The following is a 22,318-nucleotide window of genomic DNA, read 5'->3' as shown; positions in this document are numbered from 1 at the left end:
GACCTGAACAGTGTTCACCTGAACGCCGTTCAGGCTAGACTGGGGGAGTCGATCGGGCAATGGGAGGTTCAGTGCGCTACCACCGCAGCGATGTCGTGGCTCGGGCGATCACGGTGCTCGACGAGTACGGCCTGGAATCGCTCACCATGCGCCGTCTCGCCTCCGAGCTCGGCGTGCAGCCCAGCGCCCTCTACCACCACGTCCCCAACAAGCAATCCCTGCTGGCGGCCGTGGCCGACGAGATCCTCCAGCGAGGAGCCCGCCCCCGGCGCGCCGAGCGCTGGGACCGCCGGGTGATCGAGGTCTGCGCCGAGCTGCGCGACGCGATGCTGGCCTACCGCGACGGCGCCGAGGTCGTCGTCACGGCCCACACCTTCGGGCTCGGTGCTCGGGAGCCCTCGGCATCGCTGCGCTCGGCGCTGAGCGATGGCGGGCTGCCCGGTGAGCTGGTGGACGTCGGCACCCGCGCCATCCTGCACCTGGTCTTCGGCCACACGGTCGAGGAGCAGACGGCGATGCAGGCGGCCAGCGCCGGCGCCATCGACCGGAGCCCCGGTGGTGACAGCGGTTTCGAGCAGAGCCTCGACCTGCTGCTCGACGGCCTCAGAGCGCGGGCGTCGGCGGGCTGAGCGCGGTTCGGCCGCTACCGTGACGGGATGGGGCTCTTCCACGCGTCGTGGGACGCGTTGCGCTCGGTCGTGGCAGGTCTTTCCGACGACGACCTGCTGCGGCCGTCCGGGTGCCGGGGCTGGCTCGTGCGCGACCTGGTCTGCCACCTGATCATCGACGCGCAGGACGTCCTGATCACGCTCGCGACCCCGTCGCACGGCACACCGACGCGGAACGCGACCACCTACTGGGAGATCTCGGGAACGCCTCCGTCCGGCGACGATCCGCTGGACGCGCTGACCGTCCGACTGGCCGCTGCCTACCAGGACTCGTGGTTGCTGAAGTTCCACCTGGACGACGTCGGTTCGGCGGCCGGCCGTGCTGCGCGGCTGGCCGACCCGCTAGCGCGAGTCGGCACCAAGGGCGAGATCATCGAGGTCGCCGACTACCTCGACGCCTACGTCGTGGAGTGGACCCTGCACCACCTGGACTTGATCGCGCACCTGCCGCACGTCCCGGGCCCGCCTGCCGACTCGCTCGCCGCATCGCGAGAGGGGCTGGGCGGGATCGTCGGCGGGGCGTTCCCGGATTCCTTCTCCGACGTCGACGCGCTGCTGGTGGGCACCGGCAGGCGCGCGCCGACGGAAGCCGAAGCGGGCGCGCTGGTCCGGAACCGGCTCAGCGCGCCCGTCTCGCTCGGTTAGTCGCCGACCGTGCCGTAGTCCGGGCGGCTCGCGGTGCGGTACGTCCGGATCGTCACGCCCTTGGAGGTGGTGCGGTTCTCGGTGAGGCTGAGCTCGACGTCGGTGCCCTGCTCGGCGAACAGCCTCATGCCCTGGCCGACGATCACCGGGAAGGTGATCAGGGTGAGCTCGTCGACGAGGTCGTTGGCCAGCAGGAAGCGCACCAGGGTGCCGCTGCCGTGGACCTGGAGCTCCCCGCCCGAGCCGGCTTTGAGGTCGCGCACCGCTGCTGGCACGTCGCCGGTGAGCACCGTGGTGCCCGCCCATTCCGGGTCGACCAGGGTCGTGGACGGGACGTACTTGGGCAGGGAGTTGAGCTTGGTGGCGATCGGGTTGTCGGGGTCGTCGACCTTCGGCCAGTAGGCCGCGAAGATGTCGTAGGTGCGCCGCCCGAGGAGGAAGGCGTCGACCCGCTGGAACGTCGCGTCCATGAACTGGCCGGTCTCGTCGTCGAACAGCGGCGCCAGCCAGCCGCCGCGCTCGAAACCGCCGGTGCGGTCCTCGTCCGGGCCGCCGGGGCCCTGCATCACGCCATCAACGGACAGGAACGTCGTCACGCTCAGCTTCATCATCCTCGCCTTTCCCGTAGTCGTCACCGGGTTGGACTGCTCGCGGCGAGCGAACTCATCGGTGGTCAGCCGAGGCGGGGCCGGCGGTGCAGGAGGCGGAAGCGCGACCATTGCGTCTCCGCCGCCTCGATCGAGCGACGGGTGCGTTCGGGATCCACGGCCGAGAGCTGGGCCGCGATCGCCTGGGCCACGGCGAGACCGGGAGCCAGCGAGGGGAAGAACGCGACTCCTTCCGCGGGGATCAGCACGACCTCCTCGGACGCGGCCGTCAGCGCGGGGCTGGCCGCGTCGGTGAGCGCGAAGACCCGCGCGCCCCGGGCGTGCGCTTCCTCCGCGGCGGTGACCGTGCTCTGGTACAGCCGCCAGAAGCTGATCGCGATCAGCACATCACCCGGTTCGGTCCGGGACAGCGCGTTGGCCAGTTCGGCGTCGTCGTGCACGACCGTCGCCTCGTAGCCGGCGAGCTGCACGTTGTGCCCCAGCGCGGACCCCACCGAGTAGTAGCTGCCGTTGGCCACGATCACGACCCGCCGGGCCCGCGCGATCGCCTCCGCGATGGTGCGGATCAGCTGCTCGTCGAACCGGCGGTTGAGCAGCGCCAGCGAGTCGAGGTCGCGGCGCAACGACGCGCCGCCCAGCTCGCCCTCGGTCTGCTGCGCGGCAGCGACCTCCGGGGCGCTGAGCGAGGAGAGGTAGCGTGCCCGCAGCTCCTGCTGCAGGTCGGACCAGCCCGAGAACCCCAGGGCCTGAGCGGTCCGGCTGACCGTGGCGACGTTGACCCCGGCGAGCTCGGCGGTCTCGGCTGCCGAGCTGTAGGACACCCGCCGGGGTTGGGTCAGGAGCACCTCCAGCACCGAAGCGCCCTTGCTGCGCAAACCGCGTTCGGGCACGCGCCCCCGCAACCAGGCCTCGAACCCGTCGGGTTCGGAGCTCGTGGAGGTCATCGGGCTCCTCGTGGTCCAGGTGGCGGGTGCGCACAGCTTAGCGATCTGCGATTCGCAACAGGTATTGCAGTTCGCATCAACTGCACTATATGTTGCTCGACACTCGCTCGGCGCTGCGATCCGTCTGGAGGCACCTCGTGTCCCTGCTGGCCCGGCTCGACCGGTTACCTCTCAGCCGACCGCACTACGTCCTGCTGCTGCTCGGCGGGCTCGGCTACACCTTCGACGGCATGGACTCGGCCGTCGTGGCGTTCCTGCTGCCCAGCGTGCAGGACGAGTGGGGCCTGACCAACGCTCAGCTCGGCCTGATCGGCTCGGCCACGCCCTTCGGATTCCTCTTCGGGGCGACCTGCGCCGGATTGCTCGGGGACCGCATCGGTCGCCGCCAGGTGATGATGTGGGCCCTGGCCGTCTACGCGGTCTTCTCGGTGATCGGTGCGCTGTCGCCGAACTTCGAGATCTTCCTGGGCGCCCGGGTGCTGGCGGGGTTCGGCGCCGGTGCGGAAAGCGCGATCATCGCGCCGTTCCTGTCCGAGTTCGTGCCCGCTGCCCGGCGGGGGTGGTTCGTGGGTGCGCTCGCCGGGTTCTTCTCGTTCGGCTTCGTCGCCGCCGCGCTGCTCGGCCGCTTCGTGGTGCAACCCGTTCCCGAGGGATGGCGCTGGGCGCAGGTGATCACCGCGGCGCCGATCGTGATGCTGCTGTGGTGGCGTCGTTCGCTCCCCGAATCACCCCGGTACCTGCTGGCCAACGGCCGGAGCGCGGAAGCGGAGCGGGTCGTGGTCGGCCTGGAGGAGAAGGTGCGAGCCGCGACCCGGAAGCCGCTCCCACCGATTCCTCCAGCAGCGGTCGACAAGCCGGTGGAAGCGCGCAAGATCGGGCTGTTCTCGGCGCTGAAGTACCTGTGGAGCGGGTCCATGGCCCGGCGGACCGCGATCACCTGGCTCATCTGGTTCGTGATCACCTTCTCCTACTACGGGTTCTTCACCTGGATCCCGACGTTGCTGGTGCAGCAGGGGATCACGGTCACCAAGAGCTTCGAGTTCTCGATCATCATCTACCTCGCGCAGGTCCCCGGGTACTTCTCGGCGGCCTGGCTGGGCGAGTTCCTCGACCGGAAGAACACCATCGCCCTCTACCTCGCCGGAGCCGCCACCAGCGCGTTCTGGATGAGCCAGATGACCGATCCGGTGCTGATCACGACTGCGGCAGCGGTGCTCTCGTTCTTCCTCAACGGCACCTACGCGGCGGTCTACTCCTACACCCCGGAGGTCTTCCCGACCTGGATCCGTGCGTCGGGGACCGGGCTGTCCAGCGCGTTCGGCCGCGTCGGCAGCATCATCGCGCCCTCGGTGATCGGCGTCTCCGCCGCGACGCTGGGATTCGCAGGGGTTTTCGGTCTCACCACCGCTGTGCTCGCGGTCGGTGTCGCGTGCACGCTGCTGTTCGGGCTGTCCACGGCCGGCCGCTCGCTGGAGGACCTCACCGAAACCGAAGGGACGAGGACTGCCTCGCGATGAGGTGGTCCGAAGTGGAGGAACCGAGAACATGACCGCTCTGCTGCTGCGTTCCGGCACGCTGCTCGACGTCGAGACCGGCGAGCGCGCCGAAGGTGACCTGCTGTGCGCCGATGGTCGCATCGTGGAGACCGGACGCGGGCTGAAGGCCCCGGACGGTGCGCGGACGGTGGATCTCGCCGGGGCGACGGTGCTGCCCGGACTCATCGACGCGCACGTGCACGTCACCGCCGCGACCGCCGACCTGGGCGCGCTGACCAGCTGGTCTCCGTCCTACGCGACGGCGCACGCCGCGCGGATCATGGGCGGGATGCTTGATCGCGGCTTCACCACCGTCCGCGACGCCTCCGGCGCGGACTTCGGTCTCGCTGACGCGCAGGCCGAGGGGCTCGTTCGCGGGCCGCGCCTCGCCTTCTGCGGCAAGGCGCTGAGCCAGACCGGAGGTCACGGTGACAGCCGCCCGCGCGGTACCCGGATGCACGACGGACACCAGTGCTGCGCCGGGCTCGGCCGCATCGCCGATGGCGTGGACGCGGTCCGTGCCGCCGCCCGCGACGAGCTGCGCAAGGGCGCCCACCACCTCAAGGTGATGGCCGGGGGAGGAGTCGCCTCACCCACCGACCGCATCGACTCCACGCAGTACTCGATGGACGAGCTGCACGCCGTGGTGCAGGAAGCCGAGGCCGCCAACCGCTACGTCGCGGCGCACGCCTACACGTCGCGCTCGGTCAGCCGATCGCTGCGCGCCGGAATCCGCTCCATCGAGCACGGGAACCTCATCGACGAGTCCAACGTGGCCGAGTTCCGCGAGCACGACGCGTTCCTGGTCCCCACGCTGGTCACCTACTGGGCGCTCAAGACCGAAGGACGGGAGTTCGGGCTGCCCGAGGACAGCTGGCGCAAGGTCGACGAGGTGCTCGGCGCCGGGTTGGAGGCGTTGGAGACCGCGCACCGCGGCGGGGTGAACATCGCCTACGGCACCGACCTGCTCGGTGGCATGCACCGCCACCAGAACGAGGAGTTCCGGATCCGCGGCGAGGTCCAGCCGCCGATGGAGGTCATTCGCTCCGCGACCTCGGTCGCGGCCGAACTCCTCGGCATGGCGGGCGAGATCGGCACGCTCCGCGTCGGAGCGGCGGCCGACGTCCTCGTCGTCGAGGGCGACCCGGTCGCCGACATCGCCGCGCTCGCCGAGCCCGAGCGCATCCGCCACGTCGTCCAGGGCGGTCAGCTGGTGTGACGGCGTGGAGAATGGCGATGTGATCGCAGCAGCACCACGGGAACCGGTGGAACCCCCGCGCGTCGTCCGCGAGATCGCCGGCGGCAGCCCGGTCCACGCGGTGTGGGAGAACGAACTCGGCGGCATGACGTTCCGGATCGAATCCGCGGCCGAGGTGCGGTTCGTGAAGTGGTCGCCACCGGGCCTCTCGCTGTCACCGGAGGTGGAAAGGCTTCGCTGGGCGGCGAAATACGCCGTGGTTCCCCGCGTGCTCGACCACGGGTCCGACAGCACCGGAGAATGGATGGTGACCGCCGGACTGCCGGGGCGCTCCGCGGTGGACGACCGGTGGATCGCCGAGCCGGGAACAGCGGTGCGCGCGATCGGTTCCGGATTGCGCGCACTCCACGAGACGGTGCCGGTGGCCGACTGCCCGTTCGACTGGTCCGCCGAAGTCAGGACGACGGTCGCACGCCGAAAGGCGGCCGCGGGCAGCATCGACCAGGCGGACTGGCCGCCCGAGCTGCCGCGCGTGGCCAGCATCGAGGAGGCGCTCGACGTCCTCGCCGACGCTCCACCCGTCGACCGCGCGGTCGTCTGCCACGGCGACGCCTGCGCCCCCAACACCCTCATCGGGGACGATGGCCGGTTCGCCGGGCACGTCGACCTCGGTGGGCTCGGCGTGGCCGACCGCTGGGCCGACCTCGCCATCGCCACCATGGCGACCCGCTGGAACTACGGCCCGGGCTGGGAAGGAGCGCTGCTCGACGCCTACGGCATCTCCCCGGACCAGGACCGCACCACCTACTACCGGCTGCTCTGGTACCTCGCGGACTGAGGAGCTGTTTCAGTGTGCGGCGGAGCCGCTGTGTCAGGTGCGGGACTCAGCTGGCACCGCCGTGCCGTCCCCTGTGAGGTTCCGCCACGCACACCGCCGAGCAAACCGAGAACTGGAACAGTTCCTCAAGGCGCGGTCAGCCGAAGCCCGGGAGCACCAGCAGGACCCACATCGCCAGCGGGGCCGCTGCGACGATGACCCCGCCGTAGACCAGGAGCTTCCGGAAGAAGACCTCCTTGTCGACGTCCTTGGCGTTGGCCAGCACGATCGCACCGTTGGTGGAGAAGGGGCTCACGTCGACCACCGTCGCAGCGACGGCGAACGCCGTGATCATGCCGATCGGACCGACGCTGCCGGTCTGCAGGAACGGCACTGCCAGCGGGATGAGCGCACCCATGATCCCCACAGACGAGGCGAAGGCCGACACGATCGCGCCGATGTAGCAGAGCAGCAGCGCCGCGAGCAGCGGAACCCCGATGCCCGCCACCGAATGACCCACGTAGTCGATCGTGCCCATCTTCTCCAGCACACCGACGTAGGTGAGGACACCGCAGATCAGCAGAACGGTCGGCCAGGCGACCTCAGAGGGCGCGGCCTTGCCCGCCTTCGGCGACAGGACGCTGAGCACGACGGCGACGCTCATCGCTACCAGGCCGACGTCGAGCCCGAACCCGAGCGTGGTGACCACCAGTACGGCGAGGCCGGTGAGGGTCAGCGCCCGGTCGCGGTTGAGCCGCAGCTCTTCGGCGGGCTCGTCGTCGGAGCTCGCCGAGCTCCCGCCGGAACCGGTGGCGACGAGCTGCTTCTCCTCGGAGGCCCGGCGCAGTCGCAGGCCGCCGAAGACCACGAACACCACGCCGGCGATCGCCGCGTTGGCCGCGAAACTGCCCAGGAACAGCACCATCGGACTGCCGGGCAATCCGCTGTTGGCCACGACCTCGTTCACGATGCTGCCGTAGATGCTGATCGGGGAGAACCCGCCCGCCTGCGTGCCGTGCACGACCATCGCACCCATCAGCAGCGGGTTGATCCGGTATCGCGCGGCCAGGTTCAGCGCGATCGGAGCCACGATCGCGACCGCGGCCGGGCTCACGGCGCCGATGGCGGTCAGCACCGCGCCGATGCCGAACATGACCCACGGGATCAACGCGATCCGGCCGCCCACCAGCCGCACCGCGCGTTGCACCACCCAGTCGGTCGTGCCGTTCGCCCGGGCTATCGCGAACAAGAACGTCACGCCCACCAGGACCACGAACAGGTCTCCGGGGAAGCCGTCGAAGATGTCGTCTTCGGACAGCCCGCCGAACACCGTCGCCACCAGGAACGCGGCTGCGAAGCACAGCACGCCCATGTTCACCGACAACGTCGTGGCGATGATGAACGCGGCGACCAGCACCAGGATCGATACGACTTCGGGCGGCACCTTTGCCTCCTTGCCTGCGCGGCCCGCGCACCACGACGGGGGTGTGGTGCGCGGCACAGTGGCTCACTGGCTCAGCCACTTTCCGTGAAACGCGCCGCGAAGTCAAGACCGAACTGGCCAACTGGCTCAGCCAGTTCTACGCCCGCGCTCCCGCGCGGTGCTCACGCCGGTGGCACCGTCGAGCCTCGGAGCGAGCACCGGGACCGCACCGTCAGCGCCAGCCGAGTTCCGGGGCCACGTAGCGGAGGATGCTGTCGATGACGTGGGCGTTGTAGTCCACGCCCAGCTGGTTCGGGACCGTGAGCAGGAGGGTGTCGGCCGCGGCGATCGCCTCGTCCTCGGCCAGCTGTTTGACCAGCACTTCCGGTTCCGCCGCGTAGGAGCGGCCGAAGATCGCGCGGGTGGTGGCGTCGATGTGGCCGATCTTGTCCTCGGAGTTGTCGTCGTCGCCGAAGTACATGTCGTCGAGGTCGTTGACGATGGCGAAGATGCTCCGGCTGACCGAGACCCTGGGTTCGCCCTCGTGCCCCTCCGCGCGCCACGCCTCGCGGAATTCCTCGATCTGCTTGCGCTGCTGGACGTGCAGAGGTTCGCCGCTCTCGTCGTCCTTGAGCGTCGAGCTCTGCAGGTTCATCCCCAGCTTCGCCGCCCACCGGGCCGTCGCGTTGGAGCTCGATCCCCACCAGATGCGGTCGCGCAGGCCCGGTGAGTGCGGCTCGACGCGCAGCAGCCCGGGCGGGTTGGGGAACATCGGCCGCGGATTGGGCTGCGCGAAGCCCTCGCCCTTGAGCACCTGGAGCAGCACCTCGGTGTGGGTGCGCGCCATGTCCGCATCGGTCTGGCCCTCCGGGGGCTGGTGCCCGAAGTACCGCCAGCCGTCGATGACCTGCTCGGGGGAACCGCGGCTGATCCCGAGCTGGAGCCTGCCGTCGGAGATGAGGTCGGCGGCCCCCGCGTCCTCGGCCATGTAGAGGGGGTTCTCGTAGCGCATGTCGATCACGCCGGTGCCGATCTCGATCCGGCTGGTCCGGGCGCCGATCGCCGCCAGCAGCGGGAACGGTGACCCGTACTGCCGGGCGAAGTGGTGCACGCGGAAGTACGCGCCGTCGGCGCCGAGCTCTTCCGCTGCAACGGAGAGGTCGATCGCTTGGTGCAGTGCGTCCGACGCCGTGCGGGTCTGGGAGTGCGGCGAGGCCGACCAGTGCCCGAAGGACAGGAACCCGATCTTTTTCACATCAGGTTCAACGCGGGCCGACCGGTTTTGTTTCCCGGGTCGGATCCGGTCGACGCTGGTCGAACGGCTTCATCAGGAACTTGTGCGCAGGTTGTTCCACCACGCGGGTGAGCATCCAGCCCAGGAGCGTGCCGGTCGCGAGCATCGCCAGGGTCTGGGTGACGGTGTCGACGCCCACGTCCTGCAGCTTGCGGAGCACGATGTAGCCGATGGCCTGGTGCATCAGGAACGTGCCGTAGGAGATGCCGGCGAACCAGCTGATCGCGCGCCTCGCGGGCTGCGGCATCGCCATGTCGGGGCTGCGCGCGACCAGGGCGATGACGCCCATGCCGATGGCCACGCCGATCGACGAGCCGGTGTCACCCAGCAGGCCCTCGGGAGTGCGGGTGTAGTTGTGCAGCTCCTGCGCGGCCATGCAGAGTCCCAGCAGGGCGGCGAAGTGCGGGGTGCTCAGTCGCTTCACCGACCAGAGCCAGATCACCACACCCGCGACGAACAGGTGCCAGCGGTGCATGCCCAGCCCGTCCACGACGGTCCGGTAGGTCTCGTCGACGGGGTCGGCGACGCGCAGCGGCCACTGCGCCACCGGCAGCAGCACCGCGGTCCACAGCACGACCAGGATTCGGCGGCCGTGCCCCAGCCAGCTCCGGTACAGCAGGGCGGCGGCGGTGAAGCCCATCAGCTGCAGCGGCACGGTCCAGTGCGAACCGTCGATGAACAGGTAGAACTGGGGCTTCCAGTGCCACAGCATCAGGAGGTTGGCCCGCAGGTCCTCGGGAAGCGGGTAGAACCAGCCTTCGATCGGGAACGCCCGCAGCACGGAGTAGCTGATCAGGACCGCCGCCAGGAACGACGGCACCAGCCGGGCCACCCGGCCCCACCAGTAGCGCAGCAGGGAACCGCGGCCGATCGTCACGCACACGAAGTAGGCGGAGACGACGAGCAGGAGGCTCGCCCCGACCTGGTACGGGAACTCGAAGGTCCGCGGCTCGAGCTCCGGGTGGAGGAAGACGCTCAGACTCGTGGAGTGATAGAGCATCACCAGCACCACGCAACCGGCCCGAACAAGATCCCAGCTGATCTTCCGACGGCTCTTCTTCGTACCGCCGGGTCCGGCTGTCGTCACCCTTGTTGCTCTTCCTCTGCGTAAGTTCTCGAACAAAGCCTCACCCATGCGGGCGACTTCTCGCCATCGGGGCTGACACCCATTTTTGGTGCGCAGGACCCGTATGGGTGTTCGGGTCACCGGCGGTGGTCGAATGAACCCTCGGGAGGAGGTGCTGGACGTGTCGTTGTTCTGGCGGGTGTTCCTGCTCAACGCCGCCGTGCTCACGGGAGCCACGGCGTTGCTGGTGCTCAGCCCCGCGACGGTGTCCACCCCGGTGCTGCCCGCCGAAGGCCTGATCCTGGTCGCGGGGCTGGCCGCGATGCTCGTCGCCAACGCGCTGCTCCTGCGCATCGGGTTCCTGCCGCTGCGGCGGTTGACCCGGGCGATGACCACCATCGACCTGCTGCGGCCGGGGATGCGGCCGCCCGTGTCCGGGCACGGCGGGATAGCGGACCTGATCATGGCGTTCAACTCGATGCTGGACCGGCTGGAGTTCGAGCGCGCTACGAGCAACGCCCGGGCGCTGTCGGCCCAGGAGGCGGAGCGGCGCCGCATCGCCCGCGAGCTCCACGACGAGGTCGGGCAGAGCCTGACCGCGGTGCTGCTCGAGCTGCGCAGGGTGGCCGACCACGCCCCGGAGACGGTGTCCGCGGAGCTGCACGACGTGCAGGAGACCACCCGCGACAGCCTCGACGAGATCCGTCGCATCGCTCGGCGGCTGCGCCCCGGAGTGCTGGAGGAACTGGGTCTGGCCAGCGCCCTCAAGTCGCTTGCCGGCGAGGGACACGGTGTGTCCACGGGGTGCCGGATCGAGGGCGAGCTGCCGGAGCTGGGGGAGGAGATCGAGCTCGTGATCTACCGGGTAGCGCAGGAGAGCATCACCAACGCGGTCCGGCACGCGGAGTCGACGCGCATCAACGTGCTGGTGCGCTCCGATGCCGCGAAGGTCCGGTTGCGGGTGCGCGACGACGGTGTCGGCATCGGCGACGCCCCCGAGGGCGCGGGCATCCGCGGCATGCGCGAGCGCGCGTTGCTCGCCGGCGCCGCACTCGCGGTCGATCCCGGCCCCGAAGGCGGAACGGAAGTCCGGCTCGACGTGCCGATCACCAACGGGAGCGAGCGATGACGAGCGCGACCCGCATCCTGCTCGCCGACGATCACGTGCTGGTGCGCCGCGGGGTCCGGCTCATCCTGGACAACGAGCCCGACCTGTCCGTCGTCGCGGAGGCCGGTGACGGCGCCGAAGCGGTCGAGCTCGCCCGGGCCGAGCAGCCCGATCTGGCGATCCTCGACATCGCGATGCCCCGGCTGACCGGACTGCAGGCTGCTCGTCAGCTCACCAGGCTGCTGCCGGACCTGCGGATCCTGATCCTGACGATGTACGACAACGAGCAGTACCTCTTCGAGGCGCTCAAGTCGGGCGCCTCCGGCTACGTGCTCAAGTCCGTCGCCGACCGCGATCTGGTGGAGGCCTGCCGCGCGGCGGTGCGCGGCGAGCCGTTCCTGTACCCGGGCGCGGTGACCTCGCTGATCCGCGGCTATCTGGACCGCGCGGGTCAGGGCGAGGCGGTTCCGGAACGCGCGATCACCGATCGGGAGGAGGAGATCCTGAAGCTCGTGGCCGAGGGGCACTCCTCGAAGGAGATCGCCGATCTGCTGGTGATCAGCATCAAGACGGTCGAGCGACACCGCTCCAACCTCATGGCGAAGCTCGGCATGAAGGACCGGCTGGAACTCACCCGCTACGCGATCAGGGCCGGCCTCATCGAACCGTGAACGCCGAATTTTGGGAATGTTGTTCACGAAACGTCTTTCGGTGGCGAAAGGTCGAGCGGTGTCGCTCCGAAGTGGTCAACGCGGATAGCTCATCCGGGTTAAACACCGACAAAACGCCCCGGGCTTCGCTGGGGTTCCATGATCATGCGGTACTACCGAACTTGGAAAACCGCATGACAGAGGGAGTTCAGGAATCGTGACCACTCGACCGAAGATACTGGCGATCTACTTCCTGCTGGCCTACCGCTTCAGCGCGGCCGCGGGACGAGCCGCGGTGCGGCCGTATTCCGAGGCTGCCAAGACGACTCGTCGGGAAGGATGAAATAGCTTCCCTCACGCCGATTTCGGTTCGTCCGCGGCCGCTCTGGCGTAGCGCTCGGAGAGTTGAGCGCAGGCAGATCTGAGCTCCGGCGGTCCGATCACTTCCATGTCGGCGTCGTACTTCCCGAGTTCTGCTGCGAGCGCGCGCCAGGACCACGATCCCGAGACGAGCCTGCAACGGCCTTCGGAGAGTTCTTCGACCACCCCGTCGTAGGTGTAGCGGGAGACGGTCGCCGCGGGCAGATCGAGGATGACCTCGCCTCGACAGGGCCAGTTCTCCGCGCCTTGGAACCTGTTCCGGATGAAGGTGGCCGCATCGCCACCGGGAAGCTCCCGCCGGGTGAAGCGCGGGCCGGTCGGGGCGCGCGGGGTGATCCGGTCGGCGCGGAAGGTGCGCCAGTCGTCACGATCCAGGTCCCAGGCGATGAGGTACCAGCGGCCGCCCCAAGTGATCAGGTGGTGCGGCTGCGTCCGCCGTGGGTCCGGCGAACCGGCGTAGCCGAATCGAAGTTCCTCGCGCGCGTGGACCGCGCTGCTCAGCGCCATCAGGACGTCGCTGGCCACCCGCTGGGCTGAGCTGTGCTCGACGGCCGTGACCTGAACCGAGTCGATCCGGTGCCGCAGTCGGGACGGCATCACCTGGCGAACGGTCGTCAGCGCGCGAGCGGCGTTCTCCTCGATGCCCGCGCCCGCTGTCGTGGCGATGCGCAGCGCGATCGCCAACGCGACCGCCTGCTCGTCGTCGAACAGCAGTGGAGGCAGGTCGCTGCCGGCTTCCAGCCGGTAGCCGCCGTCCGGGCCTTTGGTCGTCGAGATCGGGTAGCCGAGCTCGCGCAGCCGGTCGACGTCGCGCCGGACCGTCCGGTCGCTGACCTCCAAGCGCTCGGCCAGCAAGGACCCGGGCCAGTCGCGCCGTGCCTGGAGCAACGACAGCATGGCCAGCAAGCGAGCAGAGGTCTTCCGCATGAACTCCATACTGCCCGCAGTAGCGGACAGCACCTGACCGCTACCAGTGCCATCCTTCTGCCATGCCCATCACCGAGAACGCACTCGACGTCGAAAAGCGCGATCTGCTCACCGAGCTCGCCACGCTGCGCGGCCAGCTGCTCACCAGCGTGCGGGGGCTCAGCGATGAGCAGCTGGGCCAACGCCCGACCACCAGCGCGCTGTGCCTCGGCGGAATCGTCAAGCACGTCGCCAACACGGAGAAGTCATGGCTGAGGTTCGTGTTGGAGGGGCCTTCTGCCATGACCTTCGCGCTGCCGGAAGGAGTCACCTGGGGTGACATCGAGGCCGGCACGGCCCGGGAGTACCCGCAGTGGATGATCGATCGGACCGAGGAGTTCCAGATGCTCCCCGGTGACACCCTCGACGGAATCGTCGCGCACTACGAGCAGGTCGCCGCGCACACCGAGCAGGTGGTCACCGAGCTGCCCGACCTGCTGATCACGCACCTGGTGCCCGATGCTCCGTGGAACGAACCGGGAACCGAGCTCAGCGCGCGGCGCGTGCTGCTGCACGTGATCTCCGAAACCGCGCAGCACGCCGGACATGCGGACATCATCCGCGAGACCATCGACGGTCAGACGGCCACCTGACCGCATGACCGTTCTCACCGAACGTGCGCTCAACCGCGCGACGCTGGCCCGGCAGCTCCTGCTGGAGCCCGCGGATCTCGCACCGCACGATGCCATCGCGCACCTGTGCGGGTTGCAGGCGCAGGAACCCCAGGAACCGTTCGTGGGGCTCTGGACCCGGCTTCGCGGGTTCGATCCTGCCGAGCTCTCCGAGCTGCTGACGCGACGACGGGTGGTGCGGACCCACCTCATGCGCCGCACCATTCACCTGCTGACGGCCGAGGATCTGCTGTCCTGGCGTTCTCGGCACGAGGCGATGCTGCTGCAGCGGGTCCTCGGCGTGTACCGGCGCGAACTCGCGGAGATCGACCTCGACCAGCTCGCTGCCGCGGGCCGGGACGTGTTGGCCGGAGGCGAACCGCACTCGCAGTCCGAGCTCGCGAGGGCGGTCGCTCACCGCTGGCCCGATCACAGCGCCCGCGCGCTGGGTGAGGTGGTGGTCGGGGCGTTGATCCCCGTGGTGCAGCTGCCGCCGCGAGGACTGTGGCGAACCGGTGGAGCCGCCCGCTACCTGCCGGCTTCCACCTGGTTGGGGCGTGAAGTCGACCGGGAATCGCCGGATGACGAGGTCGGACGGCAACTGGTGCTGCGCTACCTCGCTGCGTTCGGCCCGGCCGCCATCGCCGACATCCGCGCCTGGTCGGGGCTGGCCGGCCTGCCCGGTGCGGTGAAGTCGGTGCGCGATCGGCTCGTGTCCTTCCGCGATCAGCGCGGCCGCGAGCTGCTGGATCTACCCGATGCGCCCCGGCCGGACCCGGACGTGCCCGCGCCCGCGCTGTTCCTGCCCGCCTTCGACAACGCCATCCTCGGCTACGACGACCGCAGCCGGATCATCGACGACGCGCCCCGCGGCCTGTCGGTGGCCGGAGAACGCGTGGTGCTCGTCGACGGGCGGGTCGCCGGTACCTGGAAGTTCTGCGACGGAAGCGTGAACATCGCTCCGCTGCACTCGTTCTCGCGTGCGCAACGCGGGGACCTGCTGGAACGAGGGAGCGAGCTGGCGCTGTTCCTCTCCGGAGGCGAGACCGGTCGCGCGCGGGTCGGCTAGGAGCTTCACAGGTCCGGTGTTCAGCGGTGCAGGCCGGGTCCGACAGCCGGAGTGCGGTTACCGCCGCGCTCCGGCACAGCTCCCGGGGAGTCCCTCGGATCACGGCCTCCTGGTGCCACGCTCGCGGCTCGCGCCGGTGGGGCATCTCAACAGGCGAGGGCCGGGATGTGGTGGCGTTTCGATCAAACGGTGTGCACAGTGGAGACCATGGTTTTCCGCGTACCCACGCCCACCGACGTCCTAGGCCTCGCGAAGTCCACCGTGGGCTTGGTGACGGAAACGGCGACGGCCGCGGCGACCGCCCCGGTCCGCGTGCTCGGCCTCCTCGGCGAGGCGGAGAAGCTGGTCGGACGCGTCTCCACCGTGGTGGACCAGGTCGAGCACCTCGTCGAGCGTGCCAACGGCACCGTCGCGGACGCCGAGGAAGCGGTTCAGGACGCCCGCGCGATCGTCGTCGCGGCCGCCCCGATCGTGGCCGCCGCCGGGAAGGTCTCATCAAGGGCGGAAGCCGTGGTGGGACGCGCGAGCGGCGTGTGCGACGAAGCCGCCAAGACCGTGGTGGAGGCGCAGCGAACCTCGGCCAACGCCGACGAGCTGCTCGCGCTCTACTCGCCGACGGCCAAGAAGGCCGCGCCGCTGCTGGACCGGTTCGTCGAGGAGCTCTCCGATTCCGAGGTCGACGCGGCGATCCGCCTGGTCGACGAGCTGCCGCAACTCACCGAGCACGTCCTCACCGACATCCTGCCGATCTTGCGCACGCTGGACCGGGTGGGTCCGGAGATCCACGAACTCCTCGAGGTCACCTACGACGTCCGGCGGGCGATCGCCGGCATCCCCGGGTTCCAGTTCTTCCGCCGGCGGGGAGAGGACAAGGTCGAGGACGAGGAGCCAGCGAAGCCGCAACCGGTCGCAGCCGGGGAATGACCCCGTTCCGGCGGTGGGGACCTGGCGGTTGAGAGCCGGTGAGCTGTGCTCGGCGAGGCGGGGCAACCACGTGCTCCAGGTGCGGGACTCCGTCCCGCCGAGCAGGACTCAGGTCAGTCCTGGGATTCCTCGGCCGGGATCGACTGCCCCACGGGGACTGCCGGAACGGCGGCGGTCGCCTCGACGCCCACGTTCTGCACGACCGGCTGCAGCGGCATCGCCATGGTCGCGAGGCACGGCGCCACCGCCGATGTCGCGGATGCCAGTTCGGTCAGACCGCTGGTCAACTCCGATCCCGGTGTCGTGCGGACGCTCCAGACCACGACGTCGTTGGCGTTGCGGAGCTCAAGGCCGTCGTCGCCGACGATGAGGCCGGCGCCGGGGTTGCCGGTGGTGTCGGTGGACCAGACGGCTCGCCCACGCCGGTCGTAGAGGACGAGATCGCCGTCTTCGAGGAGCTTGCAGCGACCGGTCCCGCGGAACTGGGTGTCCGACGCCCAGAGCGCACCGCGGCCCTCGTTGCTGTAGAGCACCAGGTTCCCGTCGTCCTGGTGCGCGAGCGTGGTGCGACCGGACTCCGAGGTCAGGGACTGGCGACCGAGGGTCTGACCGGGAAGCATCTGGTCGCCGGTCGCCGCCGGGCCACCGGGGACGGAGGGCGCGCTCTCGGAGCTCCAGACGGTCGCGCCGTCGACGTCCGCGATGGTGACGTTGCCGTCGTCCTGGACCACCAGCGTCGCGGCCGGCCGGATCGCGCCGGTCGACCAGATCCGCTTGCCGACTGGGGAGAACAGCCCGAGCCCGTCGGTCTCGCGCAGCGCGCAGAAGGCGGACTCCGCACCGCAGGTGTCCGACGCCCACCACGCCCGCAGCGTCTCGTTCTCGTAGAGCACGATGTTGCCGTCGTCCTGGTGGACCAACGTGAATCGCCCGTTCTCCGAGGTGAGCGACTCGCGGCGCAGCGCCTGCCCGACGCGCATCTCGTGGCCCGTCGCGTAGTCGCCGGGGGCGCAGTCCGGCGCGTCGTCCGGGCCGGACTCGTCCAGGTCGTCGTCGCCGTCCTCGTCGTCGGTCAGGACGAAGAAGTCCGTGACGAAGCAGGTGATCTCGCCGTCGGCGTTGCGCCCGACCCAGGTCGGGTAGTGCCCGTCCCCGCCGCCGGAGGAGCACACGACCACCACGGTGCGGTTCTCGTCGTCGGTGATCCGCCCGATCGCGGTGTGATCCCGCTCTTCCAGGCACTCCAGAACGTTGTCGATGTAGGCGTCGTCGTCGCAGAACGCGAGGTTGCCCGCGTCGATGAACCCGCCCGTCCCGCCGTCGACCGGGTATCCGAAGAACGAACCGCCGTCGAGGGTCGACGCGTCCTGACCGTCGACCACCGCCATCTCCCAGGAGGTGGAGGGCTCGTCGCGGATCACGATCTTGAGCGCGGCCACCACCTGGTACCAGCTCGGCTTGTCGGCATCGCCGAACCGCGCCTCGGCCAGCACGACCGGATAGGTGCCGGGTGCGACGGACTGCGCGAAGGCGCCGTCGTCGGCCGAGCCGAACATGAACGGCTCGCCGGCGTAGACCTTGCCTGAGGGCATCCACAACGAGGCTTCACGAAGCAGCTGGACGGTGGCACCATCGCCATCGGGCAGGGTGTGGCGGGAACCGTCGACGAAGATCTGGTCGAAGTCGGGGGCGGGGATCGGCATGCGGGCTCTTCCGTTGAGCGGTCGGGTCCTTCTCCACACGTGCCACGGGCCGGTTTCGGTTCGGCACCGCCGGAACGCGGTGAGCGCGAACGGCCGTCCCGTGCGGTCGCCACGCGGAACCGATGGCCCCCGCGGCGACCGCACGTTGTGCGAGGTCCCGTTTTCCCACTCTGAATTTGTCAAAGAGCAAGCGCAGCAGGCGCGTTGGAGTACCGGTGGAGACGCTGATTCATCGGTGGAGCGCTGGCGGACCCCGTGATCCCGACACGGCCTCGAGCGCGCGCGGGATGAGAGTGCTCAGGGGGATGCCGCCCGGCGATTCCGAGCCGGTGAGCGTTGCAGGGTGATCGGCGAGGTGGAGGTCGAGCGATTCGTGGTCGGTGGACGAGGGGAGGCGCGTCTTCGATGTCGAACTCATGTGCTAAATGATGCCTCATGCGCGCTCGAACGCGCGAGCGAAATCGGGTCGCTGGATAGGGTGATCTACTCCGTCACCCTGCGAAACGAACTGCGCGGAAGCCTGTTTCAGCCGTCCGCTGCGGGGCGGCGCTCCTCGGGTGGCAGCAGTGCCGGGTGCCAGATGTCGGCGAGCGTCTCAGCGGGATCGGCTCCGGCCGCTTCCAGCGTTCCCTGCACCGCCCAGCGGGTGAAGAAGCGCTCCAGCTGCGTCACCAGGAGTCCGACCCGCAGTCGTGCCTCGTCGGCGCGCTGGTCGCCCCAGCGCAGCAGGTAGCGGGGCATCGCGGCGGGCAGTTCCGCGACGGCCTGCGTCGCGATCGGCCGGAACGAGGGCTCCAGCGCGACCGCCTCGTCCCAGACCGGCAGGATCTCCCGGTTCGCCTCGAACCAGCTCATCGCCCGGCGCAGCCAGTCGGTGAATCGGGCGCGCGAACCGGATTCCAGGACCTCGTCCAGGTCGGCGTAGACCGAGATCGCGCGCTGGTGCACCGTTTCGGCGCTGATCCGCCGCAGGACGTCGGGCTTCCCGCTGAAGTGCAGGTAGAAGGTCGCGCGGCTGCACCCCACCTCGGCGGTGATGTCGTCGATCGTGACCGCCGCGTAGCCGTCGTCGACGAAGCGCCTCCGCGCGGCTGCGAGCAGCGCGGCCCTGGTCTGCTCCTTCTGCTGCTGCCGGAGGGTGGGGCGCTGGGTATCGGTCACGAGCCCGACCATACCGCTGACAACTCACTAGACACCACGTCAGCGAAATGGCAAGGTCGATCGGTGATCGCAGCGCGACGAGGAGGTTGCCGATGGGTTCCGATCCGGTGGTCTGCATCATCGGAGCCGGGTGCTCCGGTTTCACCACGGCCAAGCGGTTGCGCGACGCGGGGATCCGCTACGACTGCTTCGAGGAGTCCGACGACGTCGGCGGGAACTGGTACTTCGACAACCCCAACGGGCGTTCCGCGTGCTACGAGTCGCTGCACATCGACACCTCGACCACCCGTCTGCAGTTCGAGGACTTCCCGGCCGAGGGCAACTGGCCGGACTTCCCGCACCACACGCTGATCCACGAGTACTTCCGGGACTACGTCGAGCACTTCGGGCTTCGCGAGACCATCACGTTCAACACCCGGGTCGACAACGCGCGACGGACCCCGGACGGGCGCTGGGAAGTCCGGTTGAGCAGCGGCGAGAGTCGCCAGTACGACGCTCTCGTGGTCGCCAACGGCCACCACTGGGACCCGCGAACCCCGCAGTACCCGGGCGAGTTCGACGGAGCGACGCTGCACAGCCACTCCTACCGGAGCCCGTTCTCCCCGGTGGACATGCGCGGCAAGCGGGTCGTGGTCGTGGGCATGGGCAACTCAGCGCTGGACATCGCCGCCGAGCTGTCGCACCGCTCCATCGCCGAGCACGTCTGGGTGTCCGCGCGTCGCGGGGTGTGGGTGCTGCCGAAGTACCGGGGCGGCAAGCCGGCGGACAAGCTGATGATGCCGCCGTGGATGCCCAAGAAGCTGGCCCTGCGCCTGGCGCGCAAGGCGATCAAGAGCAACGTCGGGGCGATGCAGGACTACGGCCTCCCCGAACCCGACCACGAACCGCTGTCGGCGCATCCGTCGGTGAGCATCGACTTCCTGGCCAAGGCCGGCTCCGGGGACCTGACCTGCGTTCCCGCCATCGAGCGGCTGGAAGGGCCGGAGGTCGTGTGCGCCGACGGGACGAAAGTCGAGGCCGACGTGATCGTCTTCGCGACCGGCTACAAGATGAGCTTCCCGTTCTTCGACGACCGCGAGCTGCAGCCGGACACCGAGCACCGGTTCCCGCTGTTCAAGCGGATCTTCAAGCCGGGGGTCGACAACCTGTACTTCGCCGGGCTCGCGCAGGCCTCTCCGACGATCGTCAATCTCGCCGAGCAGCAGAGCAAGCTGATCGCCGCGCACGTGGCGGGGGAGTACCGGCTGCCGGGGGCCGCTGAGATGCAGCGCATCATGGCCCAGGACGAGCGCAAGCACCTCGGGCAGTACTACAACACGCCCAGGCATACCATCCAGCTCGACTTCGCCCGGTACGTGCGCGATCTGCGCCGCGAGATCGTCGTCGGCAGAAAGCGAGCCACTCGATGAACGGCGACTGCGCACCCCGCTTCGCACCGCTGCGCGACCTGCTGGACCGCAGGCTGGACGAGGGTGAGGAACGCGGTGCCTCGCTCTGCGTCGTCCAGGACGGGGAAGTGGTGGTCGACCTGTGGGCCGGCGAGGCGCGCGAAGGCGTGCCGTGGGAGCGGGACACGCTGGTCAACACCTTCTCGGTGACCAAGACGATGCTCGCGCTCGTCGCGCTCGGCCTCATCGACTCCGGCGAGCTCGATCCCGACGCGCCGGTCGCCCGCTACTGGCCCGAGTTCGCCGCGGAGGGGAAGTCGGGAATCCTGGTCAGGCACCTGCTCGGGCACAGCAGCGGGCTTCCGGGCTGGGACGAGAAGATGACCCTGGAAGACCTCTACGACCCGCGCCGTCCCGCTGCGCTGCTGGCCGCGCAGAAGCCGTGGTTCGAACCGGGGGACGGGTCGGGCTACCAGGCGATCAGCCACGGGCACCTGATCGGCGAGCTCGTGCTCCGCATCACCGGCCACACCGCCGGAACCGTGCTGCGCACCGACTACGCCGAACCGCTGGGCGCTGACTTCTGGCTCGGCGCACCGGAATCCGTCGACGGCCGGGTCGCGATGCTGAAATCACCGCCGCACGCCCCCGACCTCGACGAGTTCGGCAAGCGAGCGCTGGGCAACCCGCTGTTCTCGATGAAGGTGACCACCACGCGGGAGTTCCTGGGTGCCGAACTGGGCGGGTTCAACGGCCAGGGCAACGCCCGCTCGGTCGCGCGGCTGCAATCGCTGATCTCCCACGGCGGCGCGGTCGGGGGCAGGCGCTACCTGTCGCCCGAGGTGATCGAGCGGATCTTCGAGGTCCAATCCGATTCGCGCGACAGGGTTCTCGGTCGCCGCATCCCGTTCGGGCTCGGTTACGCGCTGGCCGCACCGGAGCTGATGCCGACGCCGTCGGGGCGGATCTGCTGGTGGGTCGGCAACGGCGGCGCCGTGGTGGTCAACGACCTCGACCGGCGGATGACCCTGGCCTACACGATGAACAAGATGGCCGCCGAGCTCATCGGCGCGGCCAAGACCCGCGACTACGTGCGCACCGCCTACGAGTGCCTCGGTGAGACGCCCTGAGCCTCATCACGAGAGAACGAGCCGGCGACCCCTCGGCCGCCGGCTCGTAGTGGTTCCGGCCGGTCAGGCGCCGAATCCCTTGAAGAGGGTGGTGAACTCGAACGGCTGCTGCTCGATGCTGCTGCAGGTCGGCGACACCGCCCCGCCGGGGCAGTCGCCGTTGTCGCGGCCGGCCGACCAGAACGACAGCAGGCCGATGCCGTTGGTGTTCGCCCAGTCCAGCAGCTGATGCGCGTGGTCCTGGTTGAAGATGTTGCCGTTGAAGTTCCGGCCGATCATCGGTGTCACGCCCAGCCGGGCCTTGAGATCGGCGTCGCTGAGGTCCGGCCAGATCTCCTTCATCTGGCGCAGGGTGCTCTCGGCGGCTGCGATCACCGCGTCGCCCCAGGGCTTCTGCGAGCCGAACTCCATGGCCATCGGGTTGACCAGCACGTCGACGCCGTGCGCCGCGGCGCTCTGCAGAACCTGCAGCGAGTAGGGGTCGAGGCCGGTCTCGTCGGCCTGCACCCGCAGCGTGTAGCTGACCTTGGTGCCGCGTTCGGCCTGCAGCTTGGCCAGGGCTTCGTTGACGACGTCGTGCGGGATGGTCGCCTCGACGTCGACGTCGAGGTGGTTGGCGCCGGTCGCGTCGAGGATCGTCTTGTAGGCGCCCAGCAGCTCGTCGGCGGTGCCGCACACGCTTTCCAGGTACGGGCCCATGGCGCCGCCGGTGGCGACGATGACGTCGCCGCCCATGCCGCGCAGCTCGTCGATCTGACCCTTGATCGCCGGGTCGTCGATGGCCCGCTCGCCGCCCCACATCGGGGTGCAGCCTGCGGCGCTGCCGAGCACGAAGGCCAGCGTGAAGTGCTGCTGACCGGTCGCCTTGGCGACGTCGACCAGGGTGGGCTTCTCCTGCATCACGTCGATGTAGGGCGCGGACTTGATGTCGGCAGGCGCTTCCTGCGCGAGCGCGGAACCCGCGGCCAGCGGGAGCATCGAGCCCGCGACCAGCGCGGTGACGATCTTTCGGGGGATTCGCATGCTGCT

General features: G+C 69.5%; 22 protein-coding genes. 13 read left to right on the top strand and 9 right to left on the bottom strand.

Annotated features, from left to right (window positions below; genetic code table 11):
- Nucleotides 1–59 precede the first annotated feature (59 nt).
- Both FHU35_RS03090 and FHU35_RS03085 read left to right on the top strand, forming a co-directional pair.
- Nucleotides 60–629: a TetR/AcrR family transcriptional regulator C-terminal domain-containing protein gene (locus FHU35_RS03090; RefSeq protein WP_246110045.1), complete on the top strand. Its 570-nt coding sequence runs from the start codon at nt 60–62 to the stop codon at nt 627–629.
- 27 nt (nt 630–656) lie between these two features.
- Nucleotides 657–1,313, top strand: a complete 657-nt coding sequence (locus tag FHU35_RS03085; protein ID WP_145736492.1) for a maleylpyruvate isomerase N-terminal domain-containing protein — start codon at nt 657–659, stop codon at nt 1,311–1,313.
- On the opposite strand, the gene FHU35_RS03080 is transcribed toward FHU35_RS03085, so the two are convergent.
- Nucleotides 1,310–1,921: a dihydrofolate reductase family protein gene (locus FHU35_RS03080; protein WP_145736490.1), complete on the bottom strand. Its 612-nt coding sequence runs from the start codon at nt 1,919–1,921 to the stop codon at nt 1,310–1,312. The genes FHU35_RS03085 and FHU35_RS03080 overlap by 4 nt on opposite strands.
- Before the next feature lie 65 nt (nt 1,922–1,986).
- The gene (locus FHU35_RS03075; RefSeq protein ID WP_145736488.1) at nt 1,987–2,865 is read right to left on the bottom strand and encodes a MurR/RpiR family transcriptional regulator; all 879 of its coding nucleotides are present in this window, start codon (nt 2,863–2,865) and stop codon (nt 1,987–1,989) included.
- Between the two features lie 137 nt (nt 2,866–3,002).
- Here FHU35_RS03075 and FHU35_RS03070 point away from each other — a divergent pair, with 137 nt between their 5' ends.
- Genes FHU35_RS03070 through FHU35_RS03060 form a run of 3 tightly spaced genes read left to right on the top strand, consistent with a single transcriptional unit; the run spans nt 3,003 to nt 6,436 of the window.
- Nucleotides 3,003–4,382, top strand: a complete 1,380-nt coding sequence (locus tag FHU35_RS03070; RefSeq protein ID WP_145737920.1) for an MFS transporter — start codon at nt 3,003–3,005, stop codon at nt 4,380–4,382.
- Between the two features lie 28 nt (nt 4,383–4,410).
- Complete coding sequence (locus FHU35_RS03065; protein WP_145736486.1) at nt 4,411–5,619, top strand: metal-dependent hydrolase family protein; 1,209 nt, start codon at nt 4,411–4,413, stop codon at nt 5,617–5,619.
- Nucleotides 5,620–5,638: 19 nt separating this feature from the next.
- Nucleotides 5,639–6,436, top strand: coding sequence for an aminoglycoside 3'-phosphotransferase (locus FHU35_RS03060; RefSeq protein ID WP_246110043.1), 798 nt, complete (start codon nt 5,639–5,641; stop codon nt 6,434–6,436).
- 136 nt (nt 6,437–6,572) lie between these two features.
- On the opposite strand, the gene FHU35_RS03055 is transcribed toward FHU35_RS03060, so the two are convergent.
- The 3 genes from FHU35_RS03055 to FHU35_RS03045 all read right to left on the bottom strand — a co-directional run bounded on the left by FHU35_RS03055 (nt 6,573) and on the right by FHU35_RS03045 (nt 10,267).
- Nucleotides 6,573–7,859, bottom strand: a complete 1,287-nt coding sequence (locus FHU35_RS03055) for an SLC13 family permease (protein ID WP_145736484.1) — start codon at nt 7,857–7,859, stop codon at nt 6,573–6,575.
- A gap of 211 nt (nt 7,860–8,070) precedes the next feature.
- Nucleotides 8,071–9,093 (bottom strand): LLM class flavin-dependent oxidoreductase, encoded by a 1,023-nt coding sequence (locus FHU35_RS03050; RefSeq protein ID WP_145736482.1) that lies wholly within the window; start codon nt 9,091–9,093, stop codon nt 8,071–8,073.
- Between the two features lie 7 nt (nt 9,094–9,100).
- Nucleotides 9,101–10,267, bottom strand: coding sequence for an acyltransferase family protein (locus FHU35_RS03045; RefSeq protein WP_145736480.1), 1,167 nt, complete (start codon nt 10,265–10,267; stop codon nt 9,101–9,103).
- Between the two features lie 85 nt (nt 10,268–10,352).
- Between FHU35_RS03045 and FHU35_RS03040 the strand changes: the two genes are divergently transcribed.
- From FHU35_RS03040 to FHU35_RS30125, 3 genes are all read left to right on the top strand, one after another.
- Nucleotides 10,353–11,327 carry a HAMP domain-containing sensor histidine kinase gene (locus tag FHU35_RS03040; protein ID WP_246110041.1) on the top strand — a complete coding sequence of 325 codons (975 nt, stop codon included), beginning with the start codon at nt 10,353–10,355 and terminating at the stop codon, nt 11,325–11,327.
- A complete protein-coding gene (locus FHU35_RS03035) occupies nt 11,324–11,977 on the top strand; it encodes a response regulator (RefSeq protein ID WP_145736478.1) in 654 nt (217 codons plus the stop codon). Before FHU35_RS03040 ends, FHU35_RS03035 begins: the two co-directional genes overlap by 4 nt.
- A 196-nt stretch (nt 11,978–12,173) precedes the next feature.
- Nucleotides 12,174–12,299 carry a hypothetical protein gene (locus FHU35_RS30125; protein ID WP_281290203.1) on the top strand — a complete coding sequence of 42 codons (126 nt, stop codon included), beginning with the start codon at nt 12,174–12,176 and terminating at the stop codon, nt 12,297–12,299.
- A gap of 11 nt (nt 12,300–12,310) precedes the next feature.
- Here FHU35_RS30125 and FHU35_RS03030 read toward each other — a convergent pair whose 3' ends face one another.
- Nucleotides 12,311–13,264, bottom strand: a complete 954-nt coding sequence (locus tag FHU35_RS03030) for a helix-turn-helix transcriptional regulator (RefSeq protein ID WP_186459234.1) — start codon at nt 13,262–13,264, stop codon at nt 12,311–12,313.
- 62 nt (nt 13,265–13,326) lie between these two features.
- Between FHU35_RS03030 and FHU35_RS03025 the strand changes: the two genes are divergently transcribed.
- From FHU35_RS03025 to FHU35_RS03015, 3 genes are all read left to right on the top strand, one after another.
- Nucleotides 13,327–13,896 carry a DinB family protein gene (locus FHU35_RS03025; RefSeq protein WP_145736474.1) on the top strand — a complete coding sequence of 190 codons (570 nt, stop codon included), beginning with the start codon at nt 13,327–13,329 and terminating at the stop codon, nt 13,894–13,896.
- A 4-nt stretch (nt 13,897–13,900) separates the two neighbouring features.
- Nucleotides 13,901–14,983, top strand: coding sequence for a winged helix DNA-binding domain-containing protein (locus tag FHU35_RS03020; RefSeq protein WP_145736472.1), 1,083 nt, complete (start codon nt 13,901–13,903; stop codon nt 14,981–14,983).
- A gap of 207 nt (nt 14,984–15,190) precedes the next feature.
- Nucleotides 15,191–15,907, top strand: coding sequence for a hypothetical protein (locus FHU35_RS03015; protein ID WP_145736471.1), 717 nt, complete (start codon nt 15,191–15,193; stop codon nt 15,905–15,907).
- A 113-nt stretch (nt 15,908–16,020) separates the two neighbouring features.
- Here the strand turns inward: FHU35_RS03015 and FHU35_RS03010 are convergent, their stop codons facing one another.
- Together FHU35_RS03010 and FHU35_RS03005 are read right to left on the bottom strand one after the other, a co-directional pair.
- Nucleotides 16,021–17,610, bottom strand: coding sequence for a DUF4241 domain-containing protein (locus tag FHU35_RS03010; protein WP_145736469.1), 1,590 nt, complete (start codon nt 17,608–17,610; stop codon nt 16,021–16,023).
- Nucleotides 17,611–18,135: 525 nt separating this feature from the next.
- On the bottom strand, nt 18,136–18,771 hold the full coding sequence (locus FHU35_RS03005; RefSeq protein ID WP_246110040.1) for a TetR/AcrR family transcriptional regulator: 636 nt from the start codon (nt 18,769–18,771) through the stop codon (nt 18,136–18,138).
- 92 nt (nt 18,772–18,863) lie between these two features.
- Between FHU35_RS03005 and FHU35_RS03000 the strand changes: the two genes are divergently transcribed.
- Nucleotides 18,864–20,180 carry a flavin-containing monooxygenase gene (locus FHU35_RS03000; protein WP_145736465.1) on the top strand — a complete coding sequence of 439 codons (1,317 nt, stop codon included), beginning with the start codon at nt 18,864–18,866 and terminating at the stop codon, nt 20,178–20,180.
- Nucleotides 20,177–21,289 (top strand): serine hydrolase domain-containing protein, encoded by a 1,113-nt coding sequence (locus FHU35_RS02995; RefSeq protein ID WP_145736463.1) that lies wholly within the window; start codon nt 20,177–20,179, stop codon nt 21,287–21,289. Before FHU35_RS03000 ends, FHU35_RS02995 begins: the two co-directional genes overlap by 4 nt.
- A gap of 63 nt (nt 21,290–21,352) precedes the next feature.
- Here FHU35_RS02995 and FHU35_RS02990 read toward each other — a convergent pair whose 3' ends face one another.
- Nucleotides 21,353–22,312: a chitinase gene (locus FHU35_RS02990; RefSeq protein WP_145736460.1), complete on the bottom strand. Its 960-nt coding sequence runs from the start codon at nt 22,310–22,312 to the stop codon at nt 21,353–21,355.
- Between the last annotated feature and the right edge of the window lie 6 nt (nt 22,313–22,318).

The organism is Saccharopolyspora dendranthemae (assembly GCF_007829955.1).
GTDB classification, from domain to species: domain Bacteria; phylum Actinomycetota; class Actinomycetes; order Mycobacteriales; family Pseudonocardiaceae; genus Saccharopolyspora; species Saccharopolyspora dendranthemae.
Note: the sequence above shows the minus strand (reverse complement) of the source record. Positions and strands in the feature narration are given on the sequence as shown.